Consider the following 18,609-nt stretch of genomic DNA (forward strand, 5'->3'; position numbering starts at 1 on the left):
CGGACCAGCCCAGCGCCGAATGGTCTGGCGGGTCAGACCGCCGGCCGCCGCCGGAGACGGATGAAGGTCACCTCGCGGCGGCCGAAGTCGAGGGTGATCTCCTCGAAATGCCGCAGGACGTCGATGCCCACCAGCATCGCGGGCCGCTCGTTCAGACCCCAGAGGTTGAAGATGTGCAGCGGCGCAAAGGCCGCGCGCACGTTGTCGAGCCCCATCCCGCCCAGCCGCAACCGCGGCAACACCGCCAGCGTGGCCGGCGAGGTCTGGCCGGTCGCGCTGATCAGCTCGGTCCGGACCATCCGCTCGGCCAGCTCGGGCCGCAGACGGACCAGGGCGTCTTCCAACGCCTGGTTGCCGCAGGTCACCTGCGAGCCGGAGTCCAGGAACGCCCGCACCGGGATGCCGGCGACGTCGGCGTCGAAGATCACGAGCTGGCCCGATCGGTACTGCGCCGGCACCACGATGCCCTTCGACGGATCGGGGATGCGCGTGTCGATGGCGCGGCCGATCTGCGCGCCGACGCCGGACGGCCCGATCTCGAAGGTGTTGCCGCGGAAGTTGAGGCGCATGCGCCGGTTCTTGAGCACGTCGACGCCGAGCAGGCCGTCCGCGCCCAGCGCCGCCTTGGGCAGGGCGGGCAACCGCAGGTTTCTCGACTGCACCTGACCCACGCGCAGCAGCGGCGTCTTCACCAGCGGCGCCGGCTGCGCGCCGGCGATCCCATGCACGTCGGCTGTCCCGTCGCTTAGCAGGCCGCACCGCTCGGCGGTCTCGACGCCGATCACCGTGTGGTTGGCGCCGGTGTCGACCACGAAGGCGAACGGCCCGCGCTTGCCGAGATGCACCGGCACGGTCATCCGCAACGCCTCGTCGAAGGCGGTCTCCAGGCGCGTGCCGGTGGCCGCCTGCGCCTCGGGCTGCTGGGCGGCGAGGTTGATCGAGAAGACCGGTTCGCGCCGCGGGGACCCCGCGCACGCCGCCGCGAAGCCGCCCAGGCTCAGCGCCATCGCGCCCTGGACCGCACCGCGGCGCGAGAGGGTCATTCGCTCGGGTAGCCGAAGGATTCGACCCACGGCTTCAACTGCGGCTGCACGGCCGCGAGTTCGGTAGCGTAGCGCCGCCAAGCGCCAACGCCCTCTGCCGAGAGCCCGCGGCTGAGCTGGGCGCCGCTGGGCGTCGCGACCGCGCGGTCGCGGGCCCTGTCGGCGAAGTTCCGCATCTCATCGGCCCAATCGAGGCCGAGGAAGGCGCAGATCTCGCGCACGGCCGGCTCGAAGTCTTCGACGAGCGACTCGTGGCGGACCACATGGGTGCGGGCGGCCATCGGCCCCTCGAGGCGATCGGCGAGCTTCATGGCGGCATCGTAGTGCCCGGCCGCGCCGGGAAGTGTCAGCAACTGGTAGGCTGACCCGCTCATCGTGAACCGGCGACGGAAGCACGACAGCACCACGTCGCGCGGGTCGCGGCGGGCGAACAGGATCCTGGCGTCGGGGAACAGCTTGAGGATCAGCGGCAGGCGGAAGGTGTTCAGCGGGTGCTTGTCGACGAACACCTTGCCCGCGGGGTTCGCGCCCTCGGCCTTCACCCGAGCCCAGTAGGCCTCGCGCAGGGGGGCCAGTTCGGCCTCGCCGGCCCTGGCCAGCCGGATCAGGTCCTGCGGCTGGCTCAGGAACGCGCGCTGCGCTTCCTCCAGCGTCTCGCGCTCCTCCAGGGCCTCCACGTCGGGATGGCTGGCCAGCACCTGCTCCAGCAGCGTCGTGCCCGAGCGCGGGAAACCCAGCAGGAAGACATGCGCCTTCGGCGCGTCGTCGCGCACGGCCCCGCCGCCGGACGTCCAGCTATCGGGCGCGATGTTGTCGAGTTCCGCGATCATGGCGCGGGCGAAGTCGAGCGCACTCGTCCGCTGTCCGTAGACCGGGGCATAGGCGCGCCAGAGCTCCATGTTGCAGGCGGTGTAGGCGGCGAACGCCTCGGCCGGCAGGTTCATCGTGTCCAGCACGTCGCCCAGCAGGCCCTGCGCCAGCGCCCGCTGCACGGGCGTCACCCGCTCGTCGGCGATCAGCAGGTCCAGCCGCTGCTTGGCGCGCTCGCCGGCGCCTTCAGCCGCGTCGGCCGCCGCCAGCACCATCACCGCGTCCGGGAAGTTGGGCTGGGCGTCCAGCACGTCCTCGGCCAGCGGCCGCGCCTCGGCGTGCGCGCCCCTGCGGCTGAGCAGATTGGCGAGACCCTGCACGGCGCCCAGGTTCTCCGGCTGGAGTTCCTCGGCGCGGCGGTAGGCGGCCTCGGCCTCCTTGAGCCGCCCCAGCGATTCCAGCGCCGCGCCGCGCGCGCAGTGCGCGCCAGCAAACTCGGGGGCCATCGCGCACACGCCCTCGAACACCGACAGCGCCTCGCGGTAGCGCTCGATGCGGGTGAGCACGAGACCCAGCGCATTGCGCGCGCCGATATCGTTCGGCGCGATCTCGACGGCGCGGCCCAGGGCCCGCAGGGCGTCGTCGAAGCGCCCCTCCTGCTCGCACTTCAACGCGACGAGGTTCAGCAGCATCGGATGCTCGAGCCCGCCTTGCAGCGCCTCCTCGGCCATGGCTCCGGCGCGCGCGAAGTCACGGCTCTGGGCGACGGACTGGATGGCCTGCAGCGTCCGCCGGTCGGCCTCGGCGTCACGCACGCCGGACGGCGCCGGAGCCGCCTGCGCGGGCTTCGCGGCGGGCGTGTAGCCGCCCACCTTCACCTTGATCTGTCCGACCTTCCACTCGCTCAACGCCGTATTCCCCAGACTGCAGTCACGCGGCGTCAGCCTAGCAGGATGCGGGCCACAAGGCGCGCCTCAGAGTGCAACCTTCCGGCGTGTCTAGGAGGACGGCGCGTCCGGGTAGGCGTCGAGGACAGGGCCGAGCGCGGCCTTCATCGGGCCCAGGAACGGCTCGAACCGGCGCCAGTGCCCGGCGGCGTCGGTGAAGATCGGCCGGCGCACCTGCTCGGAGCTGGCGGTCCGCACCGCCCGGTCGTTCTCATAGAACTTCAGGCAGTTGGCCTCGAACGGCAGGCCGCAGTAGTCCAGCAGGCGGCGCACCTCCGCCTCGGGATCGGCCACCATCCGCTCGTAGATCACCCGATGGACCCGGCCCGGCAGCACCGCATCGACGTGCGCCATCAGCTCCACATAGTCGCGGTAGTAGCGGCCGAGGTCCGTCTGGTCGTAGCTGAACGCCTGGCCCGCCGCGAAGTACTGCTTGAAGCCCGAGAAGCAGCAGCCCAGCGGATGGCGCCGCGCATCGACGATCTTCGCGCGCGGCAGGATCAGGTGGATCAGGCCCGCGTGGATCCAGTTGTTGGGCAGCTTGTCGATGAAGAACGGCCGCTCCAGCTTGCGATGGATACGCGCACGCTCCAGGTACGCCTCGCCCAGGGGCCCGAGTTCGCCTGGCGAGAGCGCGGCCAGCACGTCGGGATAGGCGCCCTCGGGCTCGCGGCGCGCCGGCCCGGCCAGCGTCGCGGCGAGGTTCGGGATGTGCGGCAGCTCGTGGGTGCCCTCCACCTGGCTGTGGCTCGCCAGGATCTGCTCCACCAGCGTGGAGCCCGAACGCGGCAGGCCGACGATGAAGATCGGATCGGGCCGCGGGCTGCCCTGCCCCGCCCGCGCCGCCAGGAAGGGGGCGCTCAGCACCGCCTTGGCGCGCCGCATCTGGATCGTGGTCTCGTCGGCGACGTAGTCCACGCGCGAGCGCTGGAGCGCGTTGCCGCGCTCGTAGTGCGCGAAGGCCTCGGCGTCGCGGCCGGCGTCCTCGTGCGCCTTGCCGAGCGCGAAGTGCAGTTGCAGGCGATCGGTCGCCGCCAGCTCCCCGCCCAACGCGCGGTCCATGGCGGCGACGTCGCCCGCCGAGAAGGTCACCGTCTTCAGGTTGGCGAGGCTCCACCACGCCTCGCCCAGGCCTGGCGAGAGCGCGAGCGCGCGGCGGTAGGCGTCCACCGCCTCCGCCTGGCGCCCGATCGTCTTCAGCGCGTGGCCGTAGCTCATCAGGGTCAACGGCTGGTCGGGATCGGCCTCCAGCACCGAGGCGTAGGCCGCCGCCGCGCCGGGGTCGTCCCCAAGTCGCAGCAGCGAGGAGGCCTTGAGGTGGCGATAGACGGGGTTCGCGGGATCGGCCGCCAGCAGCGTCTCGGCCTCGGCCAGCGTCTCCGCCACCTTGTTGCGCCAGTTCAGCACCATGGCGTAGGCGTAGCGGGCCGAGGTGAAACCGGGCGCCAGCGCCAGGCAGCGGGCGAGCAGGTCCTCGGCCTCGGCGTTGCGGCCGGCCCGGGCGCAGAGGTCGCCCAGCATCCAGAGCGCGTGGACGTCGTCGGGCCGTCGGGCCGCCACGTCGCGCAGCGCCGCGTGGGCCTCGGCGAAGCGGCCCGCAAGCATCGCGTCGGCTGAGCGGACGAGTTCCGGGTCGGACACGGTCGCCCGCATTTCCCGCGCGTAGGCCGCGTCCGCGCCGGCCACGTCACCCGCCAGCCGCAGGCGGTCGCCCTGTATCCGGTAGCGCGCCGCCGCCGTCGCGTCGGCCGCGGTCGCCACCGGGGCGGGGGTGGCCGCCCGGGCCGGCGCCGGGGCGAAGCCGCCGCCGACGCGGACGGTGAACTTGCCGCTCGACCAGTTGCTCATGCGCCTCCTTACCAGCGGGCGGCCCCAAAAACCAAAGGGGCGGCGGATCGCTCCGCCGCCCCGAAGGCCGTCCTTTCGTGGTCTGTCGCGCGACTAGAAGTCGGCGGTCAGGCCCAGGAAGATGTAGCGGCCGAACGAGTCGTACACTTGCGGCCAGGTGTTGCCGCTGCACGAGCCGGTCGGGCAGTTCGACGAACCCGTCAGCGGCGGATCCTTGTCGAACACGTTGTTGACGCCGAAGCGGAAGTTCAGGCTGTCCTTGACGGTCCACGTCGCCGTCAGGTCGACGTAGTCGCGCGCGCCGAGAACCCGGTCCGACTCGTACTGGATGCCCGTGTTGTTGAGCTGCGGGTCGTTCGAGTAGGCGTCCAGGGTCGCCTTGTTGAAGTGACGCCACTGGATCGACAGGCCGAGGCTCTTCACCCAGTCGCCGTACTCGAACGGGGTGTTCCAGGTCAGGCGGACCTTGTGACGCCATTCCGGAGCCGGGACGCCGCAGACGGTGCCGTACAGGCCGGCGCAGTCGTAGTAGGCGTCGCCCGGGAGCGGCTTGGTCTGCAGCTTGTCGAGGTAGGTGCCGACGAACGACAGCGAGATGCCGCCCGCGTTCTCGAGACCGAGATTCTCGAGGTCGGTGCGATAGCCCGCGTTGATGTCGATGCCCTTCGTGCGGAGCGCACCGGTGTTCAGCGTGGTGTCGACGACGTAGCCTTGCGGCGACAGCCAGATCGAACCGGCCGAGTCACGCTTCACGAGCGAGCAGAAGAACGGATCCAGGGTGTTGACGCAGCGGTTGATGATGACGTCCGCGCCGATGCCCGAGATGTAGTCCTTCACCTTGATGTCGAAGTAGTCGGCCGAGAAGTTGAAGCCCGGCAGGAAGGTCGGGGTGGCGACGAAGCCGAACGAGAAGGTGTCCGAGGTTTCCGGATCCAGGTTCGGGTTACCGCCGGTCTGACCGTTGTACTGGTTGGCCGGGTTCGCTTCGATCGCCAGGACCTGCGCGGTGGTCAGGTTGAACGCCTGGGCGCAACGGGCCACGAGCGGGTTGGCCGCCGTCAGGCCGGCGCAGGGGTCCTGCGTGCCGTCCAGGACGACGTTCTGCGGCGAGAACAGCTCGAGGACGTGCGGCGCACGAACCGCGCGCTGGTAGCTGGCGCGGACGCGGATGTTGTCGTCGAACTGCCAGTCACCAGCGATCTTGTAGGTGTCGGTGGTGACGCTCGTCGAGTAGTCCGAGTAGCGGTAGGCCAGCTCGACCTGCACGCGCTTGGCGAAGGCCATGTCCGTGATGATCGGCAGGCGGGCTTCGGCGAAGGCTTCATACACGTCGAACGAGCCGTTCACCGGCGGAGCCGCGCCGCCCGAACCGTTCAGCAGGCCGGCCGACGACACGAAGTCGGCGGCGGAGTCGAGTTGTTCGCGACGGTATTCGGCGCCGAACGACACGCCCACGCCTTCTTCCGACCAGGGGCTCTTCACACCGTAGTCGGTGAGGTCGCCGCCCATCGAGAAGTTGACCACGCGCTCGAAGGTGTTGCCCGTCGAGAAGCTGGGCGTCTCGAGGTAGTCGAGCTGGGCGCGGGTCACGCCGCCGTTGGCGAAGATGTTGTAGGGCACGCAGGCCGGGTCGGAACCGTTGACCACGCTGGTGCAGGTCGGCACGCCGTTCACCGACACGACGTTCAGAGCGTTCTGAATGGCGCTGGTGCGGAAGAAGCCGGTCTGGACCTGCTTAAACTTCACGCGGCCGTACTGCATGAAGAAGTCGTAGTTCCAGTTGTCGTTCAGGTCGCCGCGCAGACCCACCACGTAGCGGTACTGAGTGTGCTCGGTGGTGCCCTGACGGCCGCCGCCTTCCACGTTCCGGCGGGCCACGACGCCCGTGAACGTGCCGTTCGGGTTGGTGGCGCAGGTGCCGCCGCCCGACGCCGCCGTGGCGGCGAGCAGGCCGCGCTGTTGCGGCGAGAGCAGCGGGTTGGCGCAGTTGATCGAGAAGTTGCCGGCGAAGATGCCGCCCGGCGCGATCTGGTACGTGGACGTGTCGTCCATGAACATCAGGTCGGCGTAGGCCGTGGCCCAGGGGGCGATCTCGTACTGGGCGAAGGCGCCCATCACGTAGCGGTCGTCCGGACGCTGGTAGTAGTTCGACGGGCCGAAGTTGTAGACGTCGCGGGCCGCGACGCGCGGGCGGAACTGCTGGGCCGCGCTGGTCACGTCGACGACGAAGTTGCCGACGCGCGCCGGGAAGGCCGTGCCCGAACCGCCGCAGGCGCTGAAGCTGGCGCCCGAGTTCAGCGTACAGGCCGAGAAGTCGCGGTTGCCCTGCAGGATCGGCTCGACGTGACGATAGCCGGCGTAGGCGGTCACGTTGCCCTTGCCGTCCGGCGCGTTGACGCCGAGGACGAGGGTCACTTCCGAGCTTTCGCCGTCGCGCACGTTGTTCTTGGGCAGGGCGAAGAACTGCGGGCTGGCCGCGGCCGCCGCGGCCCGGTTCACCACGTCGGCGATCGGGCTCGAGTTGTCATGCTGATAGAGGCCGTACTGCGCGTCGACGCGCACGCCCTCGAAGTTCTTCTGCATGATGAAGTTGACGACGCCGGCCACGGCGTCGGCGCCGTACACGGCCGAGGCCCCGCCGGTCAGCACGTCCACGCGCTGCACGAGGGCGGCCGGGATGAAGTTGATGTCGGCGGCGAGAGCGCCACCGCTCGTGTTGGGCGTGCCGGGCATGAGGCGGCGGCCGTCAACCAGGACGAGGGTGCGGGTCGCGCCCAGGCCGCGGAGGTTGATCGTCGCGGTGCCGGTCGAGCCGTTGGAGAGCGCCGCGCCCTGGGCCGCGAAGGCCTGGGGCAGCGTGTTGATCATGTCTTCGACGCGGGTCACGCCCTGGGCCTTCAGCTCCTGGGCGCCGATGGCGGTCACCGGGCTGACGCTTTCCAGGTTCGGCGACGGAATGCGCGTACCCGTCACGACCACTTCGGACACTTCGTCCGACGAGCTGGCCTGGGCCATCGCCTGCGACGAGATGCCCATCAGGGCCACGCCGCCAATCATAGAAGACGCCAAAAGGCGTTCCCGCATGGACTTGAATTTCACGGTCTGGATCCTCCAGCGGGCCGCCCCTCGGGACGGCCGCTCCCCACAAAAAGAGTCGGTCCCGGGGACGATGACGCCTCCGGTTACGGCGGAGTTACGAGGGTGAGCCTTTGGCGGTCAACGAACATTAGCTATCAGCAATGTTTCGGGCGCCCACCTGTCGCATTCTGGTCACAGATTGCCACAGCCAAGGCGAAATCCGGCAAGGTTTCGTCAAGGATTGTGACAGGAAGGGCCGGCTCCGACCGCCCGCCGGGGGCCGCGGGGGCGAATCCCGGCCCGCATCCGAACGAGGTCGGCCGCAGGCCGTTGCACGGGCCGCCGGACGCCGCTTAATGAGGCGGTGCGTCAACCGGGGTCTGGTCCATGAAGCGCTTTGCGGCGGCCGCGTTCGGCCTGGTTCTGGCGGCCGTCCTGGGCGTCGCGTCGTCCGGGGCGCAGCCCAAGGCGGAGGGCGGCCGCGCGGCGATCGTCCAGAAGCTCGTGGACTGCCGCAAGCTCACCGAGGACGGCGCCCGCCTCGCCTGCTACGACCAGGCGACCGCCGCACTCGACCAGGCCGAGGCCAAGGGCGACATCGTCGTCGTCGACCGCGAGCAGGCCCGCAAGGTCCGCCGCCAGGCCTTCGGCTTCTCGCTGCCCTCGATCACCCTCTTCGAGAAGGGCGAGACCCAGGAGGACCTGGAGAACGTCGCCGGCGCCGTCATGGCCGCGCGCCAGGACAGCATGGGCCGCTGGATCATCAAGCTGGAGGACGGCGCGACCTGGGCCCAGATCGACGCCACCGAACTCTTCAAGACACCCAAGCAGGGCATGCCGGTGAAGATCCGCAAGGCCTCGCTGGGCAGCTTCCTGATGACCGTCGACAACCAACGCGCCTTCCGGGCCAAGCGGACGGACTAAGGCACCTCCCCCATCGCGATGGGGGCGGTTCATCACCCGCTGTAGAACGCGTTCCGGGCCGCCATCATGGCGTTGATGCGCTCCCGCTCGCCGGGCTCCAGGTAGGGGTTCCAGACGTCGAAGATGAGGATGACCCGCAGGGCGTCCGCGTCGTTCCAGGCCTCGTGCTCGATGGTGTCGTCGAACACCCAGGCCTTGCCCATCTCCCATTCGCGGGTCTCGTTGCCCACCCGGAACCCTGCGCGCCCCGGCAGCACCAGCGGCAGGTGGCAGAGCAGGCGCACGTTCGTCGAGCCGGTGTGCGGCGGGATCCGGGTGTTCGCCTCCAGCGCCGAGAACATCGCCGTGGGCGCAAAGCCCGGCTGGTGCGCCATCGGCAGCTTCGCCAGCAGCGCGGCGGTCTCGGGACAGGCCGCGCAGACCGCGTCGTTGCGCACCCCGTCCTTCCAGAGGAAGAGCGAACTCCAGCGCGGCGAGTGGTTCAGCTCTTCCCACTGGTTCACCGGCGCGTCGGCCGGGAACTGGATGTAGGGCGAGAACGCGTCCATCTGCGTCGCCAGCGCCGCCTCGAGCTCGGCCTGGATCGTCGACGTCGCGGCCTCGATCTCGGGCAGCCACGGGAAGAGTTCGCGCGGGTAGAAGGGAATGGCCGGCAGGCGCGGGTAGTGCAGCAGCAGCGGCTCGTGCTGGTAGACCTTGCGGACGCCCGCGTAGACGCCGATCGCCTCCTCCAGCCGTTTCTGCGCCAGCTCGCTGCCGGCCGCGTCGACCGAGCCCACCTGGTCGGCGAGATACCTCGCCAGCGCCTCCCGCGTCTGCTCCACCACCTGGCGCGCGCGGGCGAGCGGGCTCTTCAGGTTCGGCGGCAGGCTGGCCTCGGCCGGGGCCAGCTTGATGGCGTTCTCGTAGACCTTGGCCGCGACCCGCTCGCCGTCCAGCTTCTCAATCACCGCACCCTTCGAGAGCAGGGCCAGGAAGTTGTACGGATCCAGCGCCAGCGCCTCGTCCAGCGCGGCCAGCGCGGCCGGCAGCGCGCCGCTCACGCGGTAGATCAGCGCCTTCTGCATCTTCACATGCGGATCGTGCGGGGCCATCGCCTCGGCCTCGGCGACGCACCGAAGCGCGCCCGCGGAGTCGCCCCGCCGCATCGCCGCCACGGCGTCGGCCAGATGCTGCTCCGGCGACTGCGGCCCCCCGACCACGTTCACCGGTCCTTCGGGTCGATGGCGTCGCGCAGGCCATCGCCGATGAAGTTGAAACACATCAGGGTCACGACCATCACCAGCGAGGGGAAGACGAGCAGCCAGGGCGCGAGCTCCATGTCCGAGGCGCCCCCCGCGATCAGGACGCCCAGCGACGCCATCGGCGGCTGCACCCCCAACCCGAGGAAGCTCAGGAAGCTCTCCGCGAGAATGACCGCTGGTATCGTGAGCGTCACATAGACGACCACCGGTCCCAGCAGGTTCGGGACGATATGCCGCGCGACGATCGCCGTTCGCCCGAGCCCCGCGGCGCGGGCGGCCTCGACGAACTCCTTGTTCTTCAGCGTCAGCGTCTGGCCGCGCACGATCCGGCTCATGGTCAGCCACTCGACGGCGCCGATGGCCACGAAGATCAGCACGATGTTCGACCCGAAGGTCACCATCAGCAGGATCACGAAGAAGATGAAGGGCAGCGAATAGAGGACGTCGACGATCCGCATCATCGCCTCGTCCAGCTTGCCGCCGACGTAGCCGGCCGTCGCACCCCAGGCGACGCCGATCACCAGCGAGACCAGCGTCGCCACCAGTCCGATCGCGAGCGACACGCGCAGGCCGGTCAGCAGGCGGGCGAGCAGGTCCCGTCCGAGAGCGTCCGTGCCCAGCAGATGGCCGCCCGTGAGCGGCGGCAGCCAGACGTCGGCCTTGTTGACCTGGTCGTAGGTGAAGGGAACGAGGTACGGCCCGACCGCGGCGGCCGCCACCAGCAACGCCAGCGCCGCCACGCTCGCCACCGCGGCCCTGTTCCTGAGCAGCCGGCGGCGTGCGTCGTCCCACAGGCTGCGGCCCTTCACGGCCGGCGCGGAAGCGGTGGCGGAAAGGCTCATGCCGAAGCCTCCCAGCCAGACTCACCGCCCTCCTCCTCGACGGAGGAGGGTTGGGTGGTGGTGTGGCCTCCAACGCCGGTCAGAAGGCGCAAGGAGCCGTCGCGCCGAACGCGCACCGTCGCCTTGGTCCTGCGCACACCACCATCCCCTGCCCTTCCTCCGTCGAGGAGGAAGGGAGGTAGAGCTATGAAAGTTCGCCTCATGCCAGCCGCACCCGCGGATCGAGGACCGCGTAGAGCAGGTCGGCCAGCAGGTTCAGCACCAGGATCAGCGCCGCGTAGAAGATCACCATGCCCATGACCACCGTGTAGTCCCGCTGCAGCGCGCTGATGACGAAGAACTTCCCGAGACCCGGCAGGTTGAAGATTTTCTCGACCACCAGAGAGCCGGTGATCAGCCCCGCGCACGCCGGGCCGAGGTAGCTCACCAGCGGCAGGATCGCCGCGCGCAAAGCGTGCTTCCGGACGATCAGGCTCTCCGGCAAGCCCTTGGCGCGGGCGGTGCGGATGTAGTTGGCGCTCAGCACCTCGATCATCCCCGCCCGCGTCAGCCGCGAGATGATGGCGATCTGCGGCAGGGCCAGGACGGTCACCGGCAGCACGAGGTTGGCCAGCGCCCCGTCGTTCCACCCGGCGGTCGGCAACCACCCCAGCTTCGACGCGATGACCAGCACCAGCAGCGGCGCGGTCACGAAGGTGGGGATGCAGACCCCCAGGATCGCCACCGCCATCACCACGTTGTCGGCCATGCGGTTCTGCCGGAGCGCCGCGATCACGCCCAGGCTCACGCCGACGATCGACGCGATCAGGATCGCCGACAGGCCCAGCTTCAGCGAGACGGGATAGTTCTCGTTCAGGATGTCGAGGACGCTCTTGTCCCGGTACTTCAGCGACGGCCCCAGGTCGCCTTTCGCCACGCCCGCCAGATAGTCGACGTACTGCTGCCCCAGCGGCTTGTTCATGCCGTATTGCGCCAGCACGTTGGCCTCGATCTCGGGCAGCAGCTTGCGGTCGGAATCGAACGGGCTGCCGGGCGCCGCGCGCATCATGAAGAAGGCCGCGGTGATCACCAGGAACAGCGTCGGGATCGCCACCAGGAGCCTGCGGCCGATGTATCGCAGCATGCCGCTCGGGAAGCCTTGCGCGAGAGGAGCCTGACGCGGCCCGGACATTGCGAAACTTCCACCCACCCCCGATGATGTCAACGAAACCCCCATCCTTCCGCAGGGCCTGCCCATGAGCGACTTCCGACGCGTCACCGACGACTTCACCGCCGCCCCGCAGATCAGCGTGGCCGACGTGGCCGAGGCCGCACGCCAGGGCTTCCGGACCCTCATCAACAACCGTCCCGACGGCGAGGCGCCGGGCCAGCCGACCAGCGCTGAGATGGAAGCCGCCGCGAAGGCCGCCGGTCTCGCCTATCACCACATCCCGGTCTCCGGCGGGCCGACGCCGGCGCAGGTCGCCCAGACCCAGGCGCTGCTGGCCGTGGCCGAGGCCCCGGTGCTGGCCTTCTGCCGTTCGGGCACCCGCTCGATCGTGACGTGGTCGCTCGGCCAGGCGCAGTCGGGCGCCCGCGCGCGCGACGAACTGGTGAGCCTGGGCCGCGACGCCGGCTACGACCTCTCCGGAGTCCTGGGCGGATGATCCTCCTACGCCAAGGCTTCCGAGGATTTATCCTGAGAATCTCCTTCAGGAGCGAAGCAGGATGAGCATTCCCTACGTCCGCGAGATCGCCGTCGAGTACGGCCGCTGCGACCAGGTCTCGCCGCTGATCCGCCGCGTCACCGCCGACAATCCCGGCCCGTTCACCTTCAAGGGGACCGGCACCTACATCGTGGGGCGCGGCCAGGTGGCGGTGATCGACCCCGGCCCCGACGACCCGGCCCACCTCGACGCCATCCTGAGGGCGGTGCAGGGCGAGACGGTCAGCCACATCCTGATCACCCACCACCACTCCGACCACTCGCCGCTGGCCGGACCGCTGAAAGCCAGGACGGGCGCGCCGATCTACGGCTGCGCCGTCGCGCCCCACGACGACGATGACGACCATGCGGGCGGCGTGAGGATGGAGGCCGGCCACGATCTCGGCTTCGCGCCCGACATCAGCCTCTGCGGCGGCGGCCAGGTGATCGAGGGTGCCGGCTGGACGATGGACGCCATCGCCACGCCGGGCCACACCTCCAACCACATCTGCTTCGGGCTGCGCGAAGAGAACGCGTGCTTCACCGGCGACCACATCATGGGCTGGTCGACCACCGTCATCACCCCGCCCGACGGCGACATGACCGACTACCTGGCCAGCCTCGCCGACATCCGACGCCGCAGGTTCGACGTGATGTGGCCCACCCACGGCCCGCCGATCCGCGAGGTCGACGCCTTCATCGCCGCCTACGCCGCCCACCGCCAGGAACGCCTGGACCAGCTCACCACGGCGCTGAAGGCCGGTCCGGCGCGCATCAACGACCTCGTCCCACGCCTCTACGCCGACGTGGACTCGCGCCTCCACCCCGCCGCCGCCCGCTCCATGCTGGCCGGCATGATCCACCTGGTCCGCGAGGGGGCGCTGGCCACCGACGGAGCTCCGGGGCCGGACAGCGTCTACCGGCTGGTCTGAACACGCCGGCGGCGGACGCCGGCGCCCAAATCGAAGCAACCCGCCCGCTCCGTCTGGAGGCCGGCGCGCGAAGGTGCTTTTCTCGGGGGACCTCCTCCTCATCCAGGAACAGCACCCATGGCGGACGACAAGGTCCGGTACGAAACCTACCGCAGCCCCGCCGGCGGGTGGGGCGCCGCGGCGGCGACGGCCAGGGTGCTGATGCAACAGAGCGTCCTCGGCAAGGGCTCGCGGGCGCTCCTGGCGATGAACCAGCCCGGCGGGTTCAAGTGCCCCAGTTGCGCCTTCCCCGACGCGGACTGCCGCAAGACGCTGGAGTTCTGCGAGAACGGGGCCAAGGCGCTGGCCCACGAGGCGACGAAGTTCCGGGTCACGCGCGCGTTCTTCGAACAACATACCGTCACGCAACTGAGGCAGCAGTCCGACTACTGGCTGGAGATGCAGGGCCGCCTGACCGAGCCCGTGCGCTACGATGCATCCACGGACCGCTTCGTCCCGTGCGCCTGGGACGAGGCCTTCGACCTCATCGGCCGCCATCTCCGCGCGCTGGCGAGCCCCGACGAGGCCGAGTTCTACACCTCGGGCCGCACGCCCAACGAGGCGGCGTTCCTCTACTCGGTCTTCGCGCGCGAGTTCGGCACGAACAACTTCCCCGACTGCTCGAACATGTGCCACGAGCCGACCAGCCGCGGACTGCCGCCGTCGATCGGCGTCGGCAAGGGCACCGTGATCCTGGAGGACTTCGACCACGCGGAGGCCATCTTCGTGATCGGGCAGAACCCGGGAACCAACTCCCCGCGCATGATGACCAACCTGGTCGAGGCGCATCGGCGGGGCGTTCCCATCGTGGCCGTCAATCCGATGCCCGAGCGAGCGCTGATCCGCTTCGCCGACCCGCAGGATGTCGTCCAGATGGCGACTTTCGGCTCGACGCCGATCGCCAGCGAGTTCGTCCACGTCCGGATCGGCGGCGACATGGCGCTGCTGAAGGGCATGATGAAGGTGATGTTCGAGCAGGACGCCGCCGGCGACGCAGTGCTCGACCACGAGTTCATCCGCGATCACACGGCCGGCCTCGAGGCCCTGCGCCAGGACGTGATCGGCACGGAATGGACCGACATCGTCCGTGCGTCGGGCGTCGAGGAGGCGCAGATTCGCCGCTGCGCCGAGATCTACATCCGCTCCCGCGCGACGATCATCTGCTACGGCATGGGGCTGACCCAGCACCAGCTCGGGTCGCAGTTGCTGCAGCAGGTCGCCAACCTGCTGCTTCTGCGCGGGAACTTCGGAAAGCCCGGCGCCGGGATATCGCCCATCCGGGGCCACTCGAACGTCCAGGGCGACCGCACGGTAGGCATCGACGAGAAGCCCTCGCAGGCCTACCTCGACCGTCTGCGCGACGTCTTCGGCTTCGAGCCGCCGCGTCAGCCCGGCCATCACACGATCGCGTGCATCGCGGCCATGGAGGCGGGGACGGCCAAGGTCTTCGTCGGCATGGGCGGCAACTTCGCGCGCGCCGTTCCGGACACGGACAGGGCCTACGCCGCCATGCGCCGCCTGGACCTCACGGTCGGCATCGCCACCAAGTTGAACAAGGGGCACCTCATCCACGGACGGGACGCCCTGATCCTTCCGGTGATCGCGCGCTCGGAGGTCCTGCGCACGGCGGCGGGCGAGCAGTTCGTCACCATCGAGGACTCGATGTCGAACGTGACCGCGTCGCGCGGCGTCCTGGAGCCGGCCTCGCCCGATCTCCTGGGCGAGGTCGAGATCGTCTGCCGCATGGCCATGGCGACGCTTCCGCAAAGCAAGGTCCCCTGGGACAGCTACATGCGGGACTACGGGCTGATCCGCGAAAAGATCGCCGAGGTGTATCCGCATATCTACGAAGGCTTCGCCGAGCGGATCAGGTCGCCGAGGGGCTTCCACCTCGACGTGCCGCCCCGGCGGCGGGTCTGGGACACGCCGAACGGCAAGGCGAACTTCCTCGTGGCGCCGGGGGTCGAGGTCAACACGCCGGTCGACGACGCGGGGATGCTGCGCCTGGCCACGATCCGCTCGCACGACCAGTTCAACACCACGATCTACAGCTACAACGACCGCTACCGGGGCGTTTACAACGACCGCATGGTGATCTTCGTCAACGCCGACGATCGCGTCGCGCGCGGGTTGCCCGAGCGCGCCAGGGTGACGGTCGAGACGATCACCACGGATGGCGTGGTGCGGCGTGTCGAGGGGCTGACGCTGGTGGACTATCCGATGCCCCGCGGCGCCCTTGCAGGCTACTATCCCGAACTCAATCCCCTGCTGCCGCTCGAACACCACGACAAGGTCAGCGGAACCCCCGCGGCAAAGTCCATTCCCGTGCGCATCGTGGCCGGTTCCGAGACCGCGCCGGCCCAGACGCCGGCCTGATCGGCCGGCCTTCCTCAGACCACCGTGCGAACCGATGGCGCAGCGCTGACCAGGGCGGCGACGCCCTCCAGCGCACTGCGCAGCACCGCCTGCTTGCCCGGGCCGCCCAGCGAGATGCGCAGGCCGTTCCCGTGGTCCGGGCCGGCCGCGAAGGCGTCGGCGGTGACGAGGGCCAGGCCCTTCTCCTGCGCCAGGCTGTGGACACGGTGGGCGCGCCAGTCGGGGGGCAGGTCCAGCCAGACGTGGACGCCCTCGGCGGCGCCCCGCGCCTCGGGCAAGACCTCGGCGGCGATCGCGCGGCGCGCGCGAGCTTCCCGGCGCACCGCCGCCAGCAGGCGCTCGGCGGTCCCCTCGCGGATCCACGCGGACACCACCGCCGACACCAGCGGCGACGGCATCAGCGCAAGGGCCCGCAGCGCCTCGGCCGTCCGCGCGGCCATCGGCTCCGGCGGGACGAGGAAGGCCGTGCGCAGGCCCGGGGACAGGCACTTCGAGAGCGTCGCCAAGTGGAAGGTCCGCTCGGGCGCCAGCGTTGCGACGGCGGGCGGCGGGCGGTCGAACAGCCGCGCGTAGGGGTCGTCCTCGACGATCCAGAGATCGGCTCTGCGCGCCACTTCGGCGAGGGCGCCGCGCCGTGCCGGATCCATCGTCACCGCGGTGGGGTTGTTCGTCGTCGGCGTGACATAGAGCGCGGCGGGTCCGCGCCCGGCGCAGAGCCGCGCCAGCGCCTCGGGGTCGGGCCCGCCCGGGTCGGCCGGGCAGACCGCGACCTCCAGTCCGAACTGCGCCGCCGCCGTCAGCACGCCGGGATAGACCAGCGGCTCCATCACCAGCGTGCGCACGCCCGTCCCGGCGATCGCCGCCAGCACCGCCGCCAGACCCGTCTGGGCGCCCGGCGTCAGCAGCACCCGCTCGGGCGCCACCTCGCCCAGCACCGGCGCCAGCCACGCCGCCGCCGAGGTCCTCTGGCCCAGGCTGCCGCCGCCGGGGTGGTACGACATCAGCGTCGCCGCATCGGCCCGGTCCAGCACCGCCGCCATGGTCTCGCCGATCAGCCCCGCCAGCGACAGCCCCTGCGGCGGCGGCGGCAGGTTCATGGAAAGGTCGATCAGCCCCGCGTCGTCCTCGGCCGCCCGGGCGCGGACGAACGTGCCGCGCCCGACCGTCCCCTCGATCAGCCCACGCGCCCGCGCCGCCGCATAGGCCCGGGTCACGGTCGTCAGGTCGACGCCCAGTCGCCCGGCCACCGCGCGCTGCGGCGGCAACTGGTCGCCGGCCTGCAACTCGCCGTCACGGATCGCCGCCTCCAGCGCCTCGACCAGCCGCGCGTGCAGCGGCCCGCGGCCCTGCGGCAACCGCGCCAGCCAGCGCGCGGACGGATGAGTCACGGAGTCCATTGCGGTTTCCACTTCGAACGCATACATTACATATAGATTGTATGCGTTCAATATCTGCATTGTATGGAGATCGCGCTGTGGACGCCACCTTTGTTCAACCCACCTCGCTCAGCGCAGGCCTGCGCTGCCGCTGCCCCCGCTGTGGCGAGGGCCGGCTGTTTTCCGGCTTCCTGAGAATCGCGCCGTCCTGCGAGCGCTGCGGCCTCAGCTTCGCCTTCGCCGACCCCGCCGACGGGCCCGCCTTCTTCGTGATGAGCGGCGTCGGGATCGCGGTGATCGCGCTCTGGGCCTGGGCCGTGGTGGTCTTCCAGCCCCCGCTCTGGGCGCAGTTCGCCACCGTCTTCCCGGCGCTGATCGGCCTATGTCTCGCGACGCTGCGGCCCATGAAGGCCTGGCTGGTGGCCGAGCAGTACGTCCACAAGGCCGAGGAAGGCCGCTGGGCCAGCACCGGCGTCCACGGCGAAGGCGGCTTCGCCTTCGACCGCCGCAAGGCGTGCGGCGGGTGATCGCCCGGACGCGCTAGAAGTCGACCTTGCCGAAACGCGGGACGCCCTGGTTCCGGCCGGGCGGGTCCATGACCGAAAGGTCGAGATCCAGCGGCCCGCCCCCGAGCCAGGTCCCCAGCGCCGTGTGGTCGGCGAGGTCGTCGTCGGTGAGCGGATGGATCAGCGCCCGCAGGCCCGACGCCGCGATCAGCGCGGTCATCTCGGGCAACGCCCGCTTCAGGAAGTGGACTTCGAACTGCGGCAGGGGATGCGGGCCGACCGGCCCCTCGCGCAGCTTGCCGACCATGCGCAGGTCCGGCCGGGCCGCCTTCAGCACCGTCAGCTCCGCGTGCAGCGCGTCCGACGCCGCCCGCTGGCCGGCCTCATGGTAGATGTGGGCGTGGTAGGGCGCGTCCCCAGCGTCCGCCTCGTCGCCGCTCACAGCGTCTTCTCCAGCACGTCGAAGTAGAGTCCCGGCTGCGTCGGGGCGCCGAAGCGGGCGTCGCCGTAGGGGAACGGCACGGTCTCTCCGGTGGCCGCGTAGCCGCGGCGCGCGTACCAGGCGATCAGTTCCGGCCGCTGGTGGACCACGGTCATGTGCATGCGGCGAGCGCCGCGGGCGCGGGCGAAATCCTCGGCCGCCGACAGCAGCGCCCGCCCGAGGCCGCCGTCCTGGCGCTCGGGATCGACGGTCAGCATGGCCAGATGCCAGACGCCATCCGCACCCGCGTCGAGCCGCACATGGCCCAGATGCTGGCCGCCCTCGCGCCAGATCAGCAGCCGCGCGCCGGGCTGCGCCAGGTCGTCCGCCAGCAGCGAGGCGTCGATCCGCTGCCCGCCGACCAGCGTCTCGACCTTCCACGCCGCCTGCCCGGCCGGCGCGCGGAACGCCCGGTTGGTCATGGCGATCACGGCCGGGTGGTCGGCCGGCGCGGCCTCGGTGAGTTCGACCATCGTTCC

15 protein-coding genes are annotated in these 18,609 nt (G+C 70.4%); 5 read left to right on the forward strand and 10 right to left on the reverse strand.

Features of this window, described 5'->3' with window-relative positions; translation table 11 throughout:
• Positions 1-32: 32 nt before the first annotated feature.
• From JNL41_RS07670 to JNL41_RS07685, 4 genes are all read right to left on the reverse strand, one after another.
• Positions 33-1,043 carry an aspartyl protease family protein gene (locus JNL41_RS07670; RefSeq protein WP_293473690.1) on the reverse strand — a complete coding sequence of 337 codons (1,011 nt, stop codon included), beginning with the start codon at positions 1,041-1,043 and terminating at the stop codon, positions 33-35.
• Entirely contained in the window at positions 1,040-2,761 is a 1,722-nt protein-coding gene (locus tag JNL41_RS07675) for a sulfotransferase (RefSeq protein ID WP_293473691.1), read from the reverse strand. Before JNL41_RS07675 ends, JNL41_RS07670 begins: the two co-directional genes overlap by 4 nt.
• Positions 2,762-2,851: 90 nt before the next feature.
• Entirely contained in the window at positions 2,852-4,648 is a 1,797-nt protein-coding gene (locus JNL41_RS07680; RefSeq protein WP_293473692.1) for a tetratricopeptide repeat-containing sulfotransferase family protein, read from the reverse strand.
• A 93-nt stretch (positions 4,649-4,741) separates the two neighbouring features.
• On the reverse strand, positions 4,742-7,684 hold the full coding sequence (locus JNL41_RS07685; RefSeq protein WP_293473730.1) for a TonB-dependent receptor: 2,943 nt from the start codon (positions 7,682-7,684) through the stop codon (positions 4,742-4,744).
• Between the two features lie 429 nt (positions 7,685-8,113).
• Here JNL41_RS07685 and JNL41_RS07690 point away from each other — a divergent pair, with 429 nt between their 5' ends.
• Positions 8,114-8,650 carry a hypothetical protein gene (locus JNL41_RS07690; protein ID WP_293473693.1) on the forward strand — a complete coding sequence of 179 codons (537 nt, stop codon included), beginning with the start codon at positions 8,114-8,116 and terminating at the stop codon, positions 8,648-8,650.
• Between the two features lie 32 nt (positions 8,651-8,682).
• Here JNL41_RS07690 and JNL41_RS07695 read toward each other — a convergent pair whose 3' ends face one another.
• The 3 genes from JNL41_RS07695 to oppB all read right to left on the reverse strand — a co-directional run bounded on the left by JNL41_RS07695 (position 8,683) and on the right by oppB (position 11,859).
• Positions 8,683-9,858, reverse strand: coding sequence for an aspartyl/asparaginyl beta-hydroxylase domain-containing protein (locus tag JNL41_RS07695; RefSeq protein WP_293473694.1), 1,176 nt, complete (start codon positions 9,856-9,858; stop codon positions 8,683-8,685).
• Positions 9,855-10,736 carry an ABC transporter permease subunit gene (locus JNL41_RS07700; RefSeq protein ID WP_293473695.1) on the reverse strand — a complete coding sequence of 294 codons (882 nt, stop codon included), beginning with the start codon at positions 10,734-10,736 and terminating at the stop codon, positions 9,855-9,857. Before JNL41_RS07700 ends, JNL41_RS07695 begins: the two co-directional genes overlap by 4 nt.
• 199 nt (positions 10,737-10,935) lie before the next feature.
• A complete protein-coding gene (oppB, locus tag JNL41_RS07705; protein WP_293473696.1) occupies positions 10,936-11,859 on the reverse strand; it encodes an oligopeptide ABC transporter permease OppB in 924 nt (307 codons plus the stop codon).
• A 112-nt stretch (positions 11,860-11,971) separates the two neighbouring features.
• Between oppB and JNL41_RS07710 the strand changes: the two genes are divergently transcribed.
• The 3 genes from JNL41_RS07710 (at position 11,972) to JNL41_RS07720 (ending at position 15,767) form a co-directional block, all read left to right on the forward strand.
• Entirely contained in the window at positions 11,972-12,382 is a 411-nt protein-coding gene (locus JNL41_RS07710) for a TIGR01244 family sulfur transferase (RefSeq protein WP_293473697.1), read from the forward strand.
• A 61-nt stretch (positions 12,383-12,443) separates the two neighbouring features.
• Positions 12,444-13,352: an MBL fold metallo-hydrolase gene (locus tag JNL41_RS07715; protein ID WP_293473698.1), complete on the forward strand. Its 909-nt coding sequence runs from the start codon at positions 12,444-12,446 to the stop codon at positions 13,350-13,352.
• A 117-nt stretch (positions 13,353-13,469) separates the two neighbouring features.
• Positions 13,470-15,767 carry an FdhF/YdeP family oxidoreductase gene (locus tag JNL41_RS07720; protein WP_293473699.1) on the forward strand — a complete coding sequence of 766 codons (2,298 nt, stop codon included), beginning with the start codon at positions 13,470-13,472 and terminating at the stop codon, positions 15,765-15,767.
• A 14-nt stretch (positions 15,768-15,781) separates the two neighbouring features.
• Here JNL41_RS07720 and JNL41_RS07725 read toward each other — a convergent pair whose 3' ends face one another.
• Positions 15,782-17,164, reverse strand: a complete 1,383-nt coding sequence (locus tag JNL41_RS07725; RefSeq protein WP_293473700.1) for a PLP-dependent aminotransferase family protein — start codon at positions 17,162-17,164, stop codon at positions 15,782-15,784.
• Positions 17,165-17,241: 77 nt separating this feature from the next.
• Between JNL41_RS07725 and JNL41_RS07730 the strand changes: the two genes are divergently transcribed.
• Entirely contained in the window at positions 17,242-17,670 is a 429-nt protein-coding gene (locus JNL41_RS07730) for a DUF983 domain-containing protein (protein WP_293473701.1), read from the forward strand.
• A gap of 13 nt (positions 17,671-17,683) precedes the next feature.
• On the opposite strand, the gene JNL41_RS07735 is transcribed toward JNL41_RS07730, so the two are convergent.
• Complete coding sequence (locus JNL41_RS07735; protein ID WP_293473702.1) at positions 17,684-18,091, reverse strand: DOPA 4,5-dioxygenase family protein; 408 nt, start codon at positions 18,089-18,091, stop codon at positions 17,684-17,686.
• Positions 18,088-18,603: a GNAT family N-acetyltransferase gene (locus tag JNL41_RS07740; protein ID WP_293473703.1), complete on the reverse strand. Its 516-nt coding sequence runs from the start codon at positions 18,601-18,603 to the stop codon at positions 18,088-18,090. The genes JNL41_RS07735 and JNL41_RS07740 overlap by 4 nt, the downstream gene beginning before the upstream one ends.
• Between the last annotated feature and the right edge of the window lie 6 nt (positions 18,604-18,609).

Origin of the sequence: Phenylobacterium sp., assembly GCF_016793285.1 — a bacterium.
Lineage (GTDB): Bacteria > Pseudomonadota > Alphaproteobacteria > Caulobacterales > Caulobacteraceae > Phenylobacterium.